Genomic DNA, 12354 nt, shown 5'->3' with positions numbered 1-12354 from the left:
GTCGTCTATGAGCCAAGCAGTTTCTTCCCCGCTCTACGCTGCCATCGACCTCGGGTCGAACAGTTTTCATATGCTCGTTGTGCGTCACATTGATGGCAGCGTTCAGACTATGGCAAAAATTAAACGTAAGGTTCGTCTTGCCGCAGGGTTAGACGACAATAACGCTTTAAGCCAGGAAGCCATGCAACGCGGATGGGACTGCTTGAGTCTATTTGCAGAGCGACTTCAAGATATACCAACGCAGAATATCCGCATTGTGGGCACGGCAACACTGCGCACCGCCACCAATGTGGATATCTTTCTTGATAAAGCAAACCAGATTCTTGGTCACAAGATTGACGTGATCTGTGGCGAAGAAGAAGCGGCCACTATTTATAAAGGGGTGGCACACACATCTGGCGGCAGCGGTCGTCGTTTGGTGGTCGATATTGGCGGTGCCAGTACCGAACTTATTATCGGTGAAGGTTTTGAAGCCAAGGCACTGACCAGCCTGAAAATGGGTTGTGTTACTTGGCTGGAGCGTCACTTCAAAGACCGCCAGCTCACCGTAACCAACTTTAACAATGCGATTGAAGCGGCTAAAGAAACGCTGAGACCTATCCTTGAGCAATACACTAAAATTGGCTGGGATGTGTGTGTCGGTGCTTCTGGTACAGTTCAGGCTTTGCAGGAAATTATGCTGGCACAGGGTATGGACGAAGTCATTACTCACGCCAAACTCAAGCGTCTGCAAAAACAAGCTATGCTGGCGGATCATTTGGAAGAGCTGGAGATAGAAGGGCTAACGCTAGAACGCGCACTGGTCTTCCCAAGCGGTCTTTCGATTCTCATCGCTATCTTTGAATTACTGGAAATTGATTCAATGACATTGGCTGGCGGCGCACTGCGCGAAGGCTTAGTGTATGAAATGGTCGATGAACTCAAGCAAGACGATATTCGTGCTCGCACAATTGCCAGTGTTCAAACCCGCTACCAAATTGATACGGTTTACGGTCAACAAGTCGCAACCTTAGCCAGTAAACTGCTTGAGCAATGTGAAGCCGAGTGGATTGCAGAAGCTCAGGGCAGCGTTCTGCTTGAGACAGCGGCGAAGCTGCATGAAATCGGTCTAACGATTGACTTCAAGAAAGGCGGTGAGCACAGTGCGTACTTATTGCAAAACTTGGATCTACCCGGTTACACCCGAGCACAAAAGCACTTCCTTGGTGAAGTATCACGTCGTTATCGCGAACAACTCACTTCTCTGCCAGAGCAACATGCGCTGTCAGGTAACAGTGCCAAACGGGTATTACGTTTGCTGCGTCTCGCGGTTTTACTGACCCATCGTCGCAATCCGGATTTGGAGCCCAATATCGCACTTCAATCTCAAGGCGATAAGCTCACCCTAACGGTTGCAGAACAGTGGCTGAAAGCCAACCCTCTAACTGCGGCGGAGTTAGAAATAGAAGCCAACCGTCAAAGTGACATTGGCTGGCCTTTGAGCATCATTGCCAACTAACTAAAGAACAAATAAAAAGCCCGACAAGGTCACTTGTCGGGCTTTTTTGTTTTCGAAGGGCGAACCTTATTTGGCGCCAATCACTTTAAAGTCAGGATTAACAGCTGTGAGTTTCTTCACCAAGTAATTCAGCAGCACACCATACATAGGTACAAATAGGCCCAAGCTGATCACCAGTTTGAATCCATAATCCACCAGCGCGATTTCGGTCCAGTGCTCGGCCATAAATGGATCAGGGCTTTGGTAGAATGCAATGGCAAAGAAAGCGATAGTATCCAGCGCGTTACCAAACAGAGTGGAACACGTTGGGGCAACCCACCACTGCTTCATCTGGCGCAGGCGATTAAACACATGCACATCTAGGATTTGCCCTAGTAGATAAGCCATAAAGCTCGCAATCGCAATACGCGCAACAAACAAATTAAACTCACCTAAGTGTGAGAAACCCTGAAATTGCCCTTCAAAAAACAATACCGATAAACCATAAGACACTGCCAGCGCTGGTAGCATCACCCAGAAAATGATCTTACGCGCAAGTTGGGCACCAAAAATTCGTACTGTCAGATCAGTTGCCAAAAAGATAAACGGAAACGTGAAGGCGCCCCACGTGGTGTGGAAACCAAAGATAGTAAATGGAAGCTGAACCAGATAATTACTCGATGCAATAATGATCAAGTGAAATAGAACTAATAACAAAAGGGCTTTGCGCTGCTGCGCAGGGGTAAAGTTACTCATGCGATACCTTTTTAGTTTGGTTTGGGGGTGAGGGAACCCAAAGCGAATCTGTTCCAGCCACGGAAAGACTCTTACCAACAATGTAAAACGAAAATAAAACTCGATATTGAGATGACTACCGCTTCATCAAAATAGCGCTGTGCCATTAAACCAAGTGAAGCTTTAAACATGACCAATATCGCGGCCGGCGATTATACATTAACCGATATAAGTGGCAATAGATGTGCTTAATGCAATCGGTTCGCCTAACTAGAATCCATGTTGAAATAGACCCGCGAGGTAATCCAACTCTTCTCTGCTCTCTGTTATGGCCAAAGCCTCCAACCAAACACTCTCGCTATAATGTTCCGATTTGAGAAACAACTGACATCCTTCAAAATCAATCAACCATGAATGCATGTCGGCGTCCCATTGCTTTTCAATCACAGACGCAGAGAGGAGTTTTATCAGCTTATCAGCCAGCTGAGGAAAACTATCAAAATCAAAACGCGGAGATCGAATAATGATACGCCCTTCTTGCGCTTGATACTCAAGCAAACCAAATTCCGTTTGCTGCACTGAATCAACCATGATGAGTAATGTGCTCCTGAATTAAATCTAAGAATGGATCGGCATATTTGTCTAACTTACGCTGCCCTACCCCATTGACCGCTAGCATTTCACCATAAGAGGTTGGCAAAATTTCTGCCATATCAATCAAGGTGGCATCGCTGAACACCACGTATGGTGGTAAACCATCTTCATCGGCAATCGCTTTGCGAAGCTTACGCAACTTAGCAAATAGCTTTTTATCGTAGTTCTTACTGGTAAGTTTGTCCGACTTAGCGGCTCTCGCGGCGGTATCCAGACGAGGAACCGCCAATTCAAGAGCGGTATCACCACGTAATAGCGGACGCGCTTCTTCCGTAAGCTGTAAGGTTGAGTTGCGAGTAATATTCTGGAACAACATGCCTTTATGAATCAACTGACGGAAAATACTCACCCAGTAGTCGTGGCTATTCTCACGTCCTATACCATAAGTGGTGAGCTTGTCGTGACCATTTTCGCGTATGCGGATGTTCTGCATACCACGCAAGACTTCAACCACATAACCCATACCAAAGCTCTGATTAACCCGGTAGACACAAGACAGCGCTTTACGTGCCTGTTCAGTGGCATCAAAATGCTTGGGCGGGTCCAAACAGATGTCGCAGTTGCCACAAGGCTGCTCACGGTACTCACCAAAGTAATTTAGTAACACTTGACGACGGCACGTCTGCGCTTCAGCAAAGGCACTCATCGCATTGAGCTTATGCGCTTCCACTTGCTTTTGTGGCCCATCGTCTTTTTCATCCAACATGCGCCTCAACCAGCTGATATCTGCTGGGTCATACAGCATCATCGCTTCCGCTGGCAAACCATCCCGACCTGCTCGACCAGTTTCCTGATAGTAGGATTCAATGTTGCGTGGAATATCAAAATGGACCACAAAGCGTACGTTGGGTTTGTTGATCCCCATACCAAACGCCACCGTGGCGACCACAATTTGGATATCATCACGCTGAAACGCTTCTTGCACATAAGCGCGCTCGTCTGTCTCTAAGCCTGCATGGTAACTGGCGGCACGAATATGGTTGTTGCACAGTTTTTCCGTCACCATTTCAACTTTCTTACGGCTACCACAATAGATGATGCCGCAGTTGCCTTTCTGAGTGTCGAGAAAACGGATCACCTGAGAAATCGGTTTGTGTTTTTCAACTAAGGTATAACGGATGTTGGGGCGATCGAAACTACTCAAGTGGATATGAGGCTCGTTCAATTGCAGACGATGCATGATGTCATTGCGCGTCGCATCATCGGCCGTTGCCGTCAGCGCCATAAAAGGCACATGAGGAAAGTGTTGTTTGATCTGGCCAAGCGACGCGTATTCAGGTCTAAAATCATGTCCCCACTGAGAAATACAGTGTGCTTCGTCAACGGCGATCATAGACAGCGACAGACTTTCAAGGCGTTCGATAAAGTCGCGCATCAACACGCGTTCGGGTGACACATACACCAGTTTAAGTTGGCCTGACTGCATCCGCTGATAGACCGAGAACAACTCATCGCGGGGCATGGAAGAGTTGACACACTCCGCCGCAACACCATTGGCTTTGAGCTGATCGACCTGATCTTTCATCAGTGATATCAGAGGAGAAATCACCAATGTTAAACCGTCACGCACCAAGGCCGGAACCTGATAGCAGAGTGATTTACCGCCACCCGTAGGCATGATGACCAAACTATCCTGACCGCTGACAGCCGCTTCAATGACCTCTTGCTGACCATCTCGAAATGACTGATAACCAAACACATCCTCCAGTACGCTTTGTGGAGTTGGTGACGGTTCAGATTGTTCAGCAAGCAGTGTCGCGGTCATTGATATCTCGATTGAGCAAAGAATGGGGAATGCAAAGGCCACATTGTAGTAGTGTTCGGATGTGAATAAAACCGCAAATTGCTAGGTGATTAACTGACTCATTCGTATACTGGATGCTTCCTTTTGCAGACAATCATCCTTTGAGTAAACGTCAATGACACCAGAAGAACAGCAAAGAGCACGGCAAGGCATCCTTCTCGCCATCGGTGCCTACACCATGTGGGGCATTGCACCGATCTATTTTAAATCCATCAGTGAAGTGTCACCGTTTGAAATTCTCAGTCATCGAGTGGTGTGGTCTTTTGCTCTGTTGGCAGTATTACTACATATAGGCCGTCGCTGGCGTGGCGTGCGAGATGTCATTCGCTCCAAAACCAAAGTGCTGTTTCTGGTTTCGACTTCACTCCTCGTAGGAGTCAACTGGCTGATTTTCATCTGGGCGGTCAATGCCAATCACATGCTGGATGCCAGTCTCGGTTACTACATCAACCCACTAATTAATGTGCTACTCGGCATGTTGTTCTTAGGTGAGCGGCTACGTAAATTGCAGTGGTTTGCCGTTGCACTTGCAGCTTGCGGTGTGATGGTTCAGTTGATCGCTTTTGGCTCTGTGCCTATCGTCGCGATCGCGCTTGCACTAACATTTGGTTTTTACGGGCTATTACGTAAGAAAGTCAGCCTCGATGCTCAAACGGGCCTATTTATTGAAACACTGGTTATGCTGCCAGCCGCAGCGGTGTATCTATTGTGGATTGCCGACTCCCCGACTTCCGACTTTGCAGCGAACCCTATTACCCTGAACCTGCTGCTGATCTCCGCAGGCGTCATCACCACTTTACCTTTGTTGTGTTTCACTGGCGCAGCCACTCGTCTTAAGCTCTCAACCCTAGGATTTTTTCAGTATATTGGCCCAAGCTTAATGTTCCTACTGGCGGTTTTAGTATATGGCGAAACCTTTACCACAGACAAAGCCATCACCTTTGCCTTCATTTGGGGGGCTTTAGTGATCTTTAGCTTTGATGGTCTGAAGACCAGCAAGCGTTCGCGTAGAGCGGCAACAGAAAAGTGATCGTTTTTTACAAGACAAATCACTGACCCACATATAAGCTTGATGAAATACTCATCAAGCTTTTTTCGTTGTATGGATAAGGTCAATTACCACAGTACTGAGACAAAAGAGATAGGTCTGATTGAAGCGAATTATCGGTCATTCGCTTTTTCACGCCACTATCATCTTGATTTTCATATTGGCCTTATCACGGGTGGACAACAAAAGTTCCACTATAAAGGCTCAAACCATCATGTGGGGAAAGGGCAATTAGTCATCATGCCCCCTGATGAGCTGCATGACGGTCAATCCATCTTGGAGTCTGGGTATCAAACCCGGGTATTTTCGCTTGACCCTGCGTGGTTTAGCGAACTTGCTCAGCTCAAGCAACAGAGTGCTCTACTTCACTTCAAGCAACTGATTATTTCCGATCAAAAAGTGTTTCAGCCTCTCTCACAACTTCACCAATTGCTTACATGCAATAAGCTCAGCCAACTGGCAAAAGATTGTCTGCCTTACGAGGGATTTGAACGTTTGTTTAGCCATTACGGCCGTTTAGAACAAAAGCGCGCCATCCCCTTAGGTAACCAATCTATAGCAACATTGAAAGAGTACCTATTGGACAATCTCGATCAGCCAATGAGACTAGAACAACTGTCACAGTTATGTGAATTGAGCCCTACCCAGTTTCAACGCCATTTCAAAGCCAAAGTCGGATTAACCCCCTATGCTTGGTTGAGCCGCCTGCGCATGGAGCAAGGAATGAAGCTGCTCAAATCGGGAGTGAGCGGCACTGAAGTCGCCCATCAAGTGGGTTTTTATGATCAGGCTCATTTCAGCAAGGCGTTTAAGTCCACTTACGGCGTTAACCCTTCTCAAATCAGTTAGTGTCAGTTTTTTACAATCTTTCAAACGCAATCCATAGCACACTGAAGCCATCTAAAACAATAAACCAAATCAGATGAACGAAATCACCATTCTCACCACCTTAGCTGTGGTTCACTTTGTCGCTTTAATGAGCCCGGGACCGGATTTTGCGCTGGTGGTACAAAACGCAACACGCTATGGTCGCCAGACGGGCTTATACATTGCGCTTGGCTTATCATTTGGCATTCTTCTGCACTCGGTACTGAGCTTAACGGGCGTCAGCTACCTTGTTCATCAGCAACCGATGTTGTTTGCTGTGCTGCAGTTAGCTGGTGGCAGCTACTTGTTCTACCTGGGTTACGGCGCACTCAGGACCAGCTGGTCAACACTCCGCAATAACCATCACATTGACGAGCGCCCCGCACAAGCCAGCTTATTACTGAGCAACAAACGTCAGGCTTTGTCACGCGGGTTTGCCACTAACATACTCAATCCAAAGGCTTTGGTGTTTTTTGTCAGCCTGATGTCGAGTTTGGTGCCTGCCAGCATGTCGTTCACTGGTAAAGGGTTAGCGCTGGTTATTCTCTGGAGTCTGTCGTTATTCTGGTTCTCGTTTCTTGCTTGGGCACTGTCCACGCAGCGCATGCAACGAAAAATTCATTCTCTAGCCGTATACATAGATGGCCTTTGTGGCGTGCTATTCACTGTTATCGGAGTGAGCATTTTATGGCAATCCTTGTCTGCCCTACTCTCTAGTGTCTAAAATTTGATTCGAGCTTACATTTTCATAACAAACTCTTAGACTCACGGTCACTCCGCTGTCACTCTTGTCGCTGCATAAATAACAAGGAGAACAAGATGCAGTGGAAACGTACTTTCCTAACGACGTGCCTATTACTAACGTCCGTTGGTGCGGCCGCAAATCAGGCCGCCGATTCAGTTGCCCCAGAACACAGTAGTGGCTTAGAACAAAAGCAACTGGTTAAGGCCAAAGACTGGATGGTCACCGCCGCTAACCCGCTAGCAACACAAGCAGGTGCTGATATCCTCAAACAAGGCGGTAACGCTATCGATGCTATGGTCACCACTCAGCTCATGCTTGGCCTAGTGGAGCCACAGTCCTCTGGTATTGGTGGCGGTGCTTTTTTAGTGTATTGGGATGCAAAAAAGCAGCAGTTAACCACTTATGATGGCCGTGAAACTGCACCTCTAGCAGCAACACCTCGCCTTTTCCAAGATGAGAATGGCGAACCGATGCAATTTTACGATGCTGTGGTAGGTGGCCGCTCTGTCGGTACACCAGGCACCGTGAAACTGATGTGGGAGACTCACCAGAAATACGGCAAACTTGAATGGAAAACGCTGATTGAACCTGTAGTTAAGGTCGCTAAAAACGGTTTTACCATTAGCCCTCGCTTAGCCACCTTGATTGAGAAAGATGCAGAACGTCTATCGCGTTTCCCAGCAACCAAAGCCTATTTCTTTAACAGTGATGGCTCTGCCAAGCAGCAAGGTACATTACTGAAGAACCCTGAATACGCGGCCACACTCGAAGCAATCGCTAAAGCGGGTGCGGACGCCTTTTATCAGGGCAAAATTGCAAGCGATATCATCAACACAGTCCAATCGGCCGCTGGCAACCCAGGCGTACTAGCGCAAGCTGATTTCGATGCTTACCAAATCAAACAGCGTCAGCCTGTCTGCTCCGCGTATCAAAGCTTCGACATCTGTGGAATGGGGCCACCAGGCTCTGGCGCTCTTACCGTGGGTCAAATTTTGACCATAACAGAGCAGTTTGATCTTAAAAACTGGGGTCCTGATAACGCCAAATCTTGGCAAGTCATCGCCGATGCTTCACGCTTAGCCTTTGCCGACCGCGGCATGTATATGGCCGATGAAGATTTTGTCCCTATGCCTACTCAAGGTTTACTCAATTCAGACTATCTCAAACAGCGTGCAAAACTCATTACACCGGGGAAAGCACTGGAGTCAGCATCTGCAGGTACACCGCCTTGGAGCTACGCTCAGCGTCAAAGCCGCGATGAATCGATTGAGCTGCCATCGACCAGCCACTTCAATGTGGTGGATAAAGAAGGCAATGTGGTGTCGATCACCACCACGATTGAAAACGCGTTTGGCTCACGTTTGATGACCAATGGGTTCCTGCTAAACAATGAGTTGACCGACTTTTCTTTCCGGTCCCACAAAGACGGTCACCCTATTGCAAACCGTTTAGAGCCGGGTAAGCGTCCTCGCTCTTCAATGGCGCCGACCATCATCATGCAAGAAGGCAAACCTTACATGGCGATCGGCTCTCCGGGTGGCAGTCGCATTATTGGCTATGTCGCTCAAGCCATCATTGCTCACACTCAGTGGGATATGGATATTCAGCAAGCGATCAACCAACCACACTTACTGAATCGCTTCGGTACATTAGATATTGAGCAAGGAACAGAGGCAGAAAACCTCAAGTCAGAACTAGAGAAAATGGGTTTCGAAGTGAATATTCGTGACTTGAATTCTGGCCTACACGCAATTCTATTCAAGAATAATGAATTAGAAGGCGCAGCAGACCCAAGACGCGAAGGTGCGGCTATCGGCCAATAGCGTCGATCTGCTCACCAGCTTGTGCGAGATCTCTTACAGGCTGGTGAGCAAAAATAGCTTTTTTAGTGAGAAGATTACAATTTATGACATGTATGTCATTGTAATAAAAGACAATGAGTTATTTTTAACCAAACGCTCATTCAACAAATCTAATTCTGCGCTGTTGCTGAAAGCCGTCAGAAACGTAATATTAAACCTGTCGGAAGGATGCTGACACGGAACAGGAATTACCAAGGATTTGGTCATCTTCAGGAAGAAGATACGGTTGCTCAGGATGAACAATCGGCAAGGACAGCGAATAGGACATTGAACGGACTCATTAGTAACTAGGATGGTTGCTACTCAGGATGGGAAATGGACACCTCAGGATGAGGAAAGGACTTATTATCAGGATGATGACAAGGACACCGCTAAAGGAACAAGCGAAGTGAGCTAACCAGGATAGTTAGTGGACCAGGATAGGGTCAAGGACACCGCTAGGATGGCGATGAATGGACGACGCTGAAGGACATCAGCATACTATCAAGGATTTGATGCATGGAGCACTTATAGTAGCCGGATTGCTGCGAGTAAGACTATAACCCCGATGGGCGCAAGCCCTCGGGGTTTTTCTTTATCTTTTTCTCTTCATATTTGAACTTTAGACTGCGTTGTCTGCTTTCACTCGCCCCATCACATAGGTTCCCTATTCTCAGGGGGCTCGTTCAATTGCCGCCTTGTCTACAAGCCCAACTATTTTGAGAAAATAAACTTAGCGGTTATAACGTTTCTAGTTTAGCGTAAGCGGTGACTAGCCATTTGATGCCTTCACCATTAAATGCAACCTGCACTCGACTCTGTGGGCCGCTGCCTTCAAAGTTGATGATCGTCCCTTCACCAAACTTAGGGTGCATAACGCGAGAACCAAGACTAAAACCTGTCTCGTTAAAATTCTCTTTGACAACCGTTTGACTAAAGCGACCCGAGCTTGTCGGACGGCTGACCTGCGCTTTCATCCGCACTTCATCTAAGCAACCTTCTGGCAGTTCACGGATAAAGCGCGAAGGTTTGTGGTATTTGTCCTGACCGTACAAACGACGCATCTCAGCATAGGTGATGTAGAGCTTTTCCATCGCCCGGGTCATCCCCACGTAGCACAGTCGACGTTCCTCTTCCAAGCGCCCAGCCTCTTCAGCGGACATCTGGCTTGGGAACATACCTTCTTCGACACCAACCATAAACACCAATGGGAACTCCAGACCTTTTGCACTGTGCAAGGTCATCAGTTGCACCGCATCTTCGAACTCGTCGGCCTGACCTTCACCCGCCTCCAGCGCTGCATGGGTCAGGAATGCCGTGAGCAAGGTCATTTCTTCTGCTTCTTCCGGCTTTTCGAATTGGCGCGTGGCGGTGACCAACTCTTCCAAGTTCTCTATTCGCGCCTTGGATTTCTCGCCTTTTTCCTGTTCGTACATGGCAAATAAGCCGGAGTATTTGATCACATGGTCCGTCTGCTCATGCAGAGACATTTCACAGGTATCATCTTCCAGCGCGCTGACCAGCTCAACGAAACGGCTTAACGCTCCCGCCGCTCGACCAGCCAAAACCTGCTCATCCAGCAGAGCAACACTCGCTTGCCACATGGTGCAACCACGATCCCGCGCTGCAAAACGAATCGTCTCTAAGGTTTTGTCTCCAAGCCCGCGGGTTGGTGTATTTACCACCCGCTCAAACGCCGCGTCATCATTGCGATTTGCCATCAATCGTAGATAGCTCAGTGCATCTTTGATTTCCTGACGCTCGAAGAATCGCATACCACCATAAATGCGATAGGGTAGGCCAGCCTGAATTAACGCTTCTTCCAGTACCCGAGACTGAGCGTTGTTACGATAAAGCATGGCGGCATCATTCAATGCACCACCTTTTTCCTGCCATTCTTTAATCTTGTTGACAGCAAAACGGGCTTCATCCAACTCGTTGTAAGCAGAATAAACAGAGATCGGCTCACCTTCGACGCCATCAGTCCATAGCTCTTTCCCCATGCGCTCTGTATTATTAGCAATCAGAGTATTGGAAGCTTCGAGGATGGTCTTAGTAGAGCGGTAGTTTTGCTCCAGACGAATGGTGTTGACGCTTGGGAACTCGCGCGTGAACTTCTCAATATTTTCAATCTTAGCGCCACGCCAGCCGTATATAGACTGGTCATCATCCCCAACAATCATCACGTGTGACTCTGGGCCGGCCATCATTCTCAGCCAAGCGTATTGAATGTTGTTGGTATCCTGGAACTCATCCACCAAGATATGTTTAAAGCGTGCCTGGTAGTGCTCACGCACAAACTTGTTATCCCGCAACAACTCATGTGTACGTAGAAGAATTTCGGCGAAATCGACCAAACCAGCACGGTCACATGCTTCCTGATAAGCCGTATAGAGCTGCAGATAGGTTTTGGTCACAGGATCGTGGTAAGCATCAATATGACTTGGACGCAGACCTTCGTCTTTTTTGCCGTTAATCCACCAGCTTACCTGTCGTGCTGGCCATTGCTTCTCATCCAGATTTTGCGCTTTAATGAGACGACGCAACAATCTCTGTTGGTCATCCGTATCAATGATCTGAAAGTCTTCCGGTAATTTCGCATCAATATAATGGGCACGTAGGATACGATGGCAGATACCGTGAAACGTGCCATTCCACATTCCTGATGCACTACCCATCATCAACTCTTCAATACGGCCGCGCATTTCCGAAGCGGCTTTATTGGTAAACGTCACCGACATAATGGAAAAAGGAGACGCCTGCTCCACCGACATCAGCCACGCGATACGGTGCACCAGCACCCGGGTTTTACCACTCCCTGCGCCCGCTAGGACAAGTAAATTTTCAAGTGGAGCGGCCACGGCTTCACGCTGCTTATCGTTAAGGCCGTCAAGAAGTAATGAAGGATCCATTATGAGCTCAGCTACTGGTTATCTATACATGAAAATCGATTATAACCTAAACACCCTACCTATTTCAGAAGAAAAAGCACAAATTTTTTATGCTGTATTTTCTTTATAAAACATAACTTTAAATAAATAAAATCAATAACAAGGCAATTTTTTATTGGTTTTCTGAAAGTTTATTGAGGCTTTTTCTATCCTTTTAATTAAGCAAGTTTATGAATTAGCTTGTGAAAAATACCCAAGTGACCTTTGAAGAAACGTTTTAGCCGCAGATCAC

9 protein-coding genes are annotated in these 12354 nt (G+C 47.4%); 5 read left to right on the top strand and 4 right to left on the bottom strand.

Annotation, left to right across the window (positions count from 1 at the left end; translation table 11 throughout):
- Nucleotides 1-7 precede the first annotated feature (7 nt).
- The gene (gppA, locus tag KW548_02585; protein ID QXX07005.1) at nt 8-1498 is read left to right on the top strand and encodes a guanosine-5'-triphosphate,3'-diphosphate diphosphatase; all 1491 of its coding nucleotides are present in this window, start codon (nt 8-10) and stop codon (nt 1496-1498) included.
- A 66-nt stretch (nt 1499-1564) separates the two neighbouring features.
- On the opposite strand, the gene KW548_02580 is transcribed toward gppA, so the two are convergent.
- From KW548_02580 to recQ, 3 genes are all read right to left on the bottom strand, one after another.
- The gene (locus tag KW548_02580; GenBank protein ID QXX07004.1) at nt 1565-2233 is read right to left on the bottom strand and encodes a 7-cyano-7-deazaguanine/7-aminomethyl-7-deazaguanine transporter; all 669 of its coding nucleotides are present in this window, start codon (nt 2231-2233) and stop codon (nt 1565-1567) included.
- A 249-nt stretch (nt 2234-2482) separates the two neighbouring features.
- Nucleotides 2483-2803 carry a DUF3630 family protein gene (locus KW548_02575; protein QXX07003.1) on the bottom strand — a complete coding sequence of 107 codons (321 nt, stop codon included), beginning with the start codon at nt 2801-2803 and terminating at the stop codon, nt 2483-2485.
- Nucleotides 2796-4631 (bottom strand): ATP-dependent DNA helicase RecQ, encoded by a 1836-nt coding sequence (gene recQ, locus KW548_02570; GenBank protein ID QXX07002.1) that lies wholly within the window; start codon nt 4629-4631, stop codon nt 2796-2798. Before recQ ends, KW548_02575 begins: the two co-directional genes overlap by 8 nt.
- Nucleotides 4632-4785: 154 nt before the next feature.
- On the opposite strand from recQ, the gene rarD reads away from it, so the two are divergent.
- The 4 genes from rarD to ggt all read left to right on the top strand — a co-directional run bounded on the left by rarD (nt 4786) and on the right by ggt (nt 9153).
- Nucleotides 4786-5700, top strand: coding sequence for an EamA family transporter RarD (gene rarD / locus KW548_02565; protein ID QXX07001.1), 915 nt, complete (start codon nt 4786-4788; stop codon nt 5698-5700).
- A 72-nt stretch (nt 5701-5772) separates the two neighbouring features.
- Complete coding sequence (locus tag KW548_02560) at nt 5773-6567, top strand: AraC family transcriptional regulator (protein QXX07000.1); 795 nt, start codon at nt 5773-5775, stop codon at nt 6565-6567.
- 73 nt (nt 6568-6640) lie between these two features.
- The gene (locus KW548_02555) at nt 6641-7309 is read left to right on the top strand and encodes a LysE family translocator (GenBank protein QXX06999.1); all 669 of its coding nucleotides are present in this window, start codon (nt 6641-6643) and stop codon (nt 7307-7309) included.
- A 95-nt stretch (nt 7310-7404) separates the two neighbouring features.
- Nucleotides 7405-9153: a gamma-glutamyltransferase gene (gene ggt / locus KW548_02550; protein QXX06998.1), complete on the top strand. Its 1749-nt coding sequence runs from the start codon at nt 7405-7407 to the stop codon at nt 9151-9153.
- 758 nt (nt 9154-9911) lie between these two features.
- On the opposite strand, the gene uvrD is transcribed toward ggt, so the two are convergent.
- Nucleotides 9912-12086 (bottom strand): DNA helicase II, encoded by a 2175-nt coding sequence (gene uvrD, locus KW548_02545; GenBank protein ID QXX07959.1) that lies wholly within the window; start codon nt 12084-12086, stop codon nt 9912-9914.
- Nucleotides 12087-12354: the final 268 nt, after the last annotated feature.

The organism is Vibrio neptunius (assembly GCA_019339365.1).
Lineage (GTDB): Bacteria > Pseudomonadota > Gammaproteobacteria > Enterobacterales > Vibrionaceae > Vibrio > Vibrio neptunius.
The sequence above is the reverse complement of the archived record's forward strand: the minus strand, read 5'-3'. Positions and strand labels throughout refer to the sequence as shown.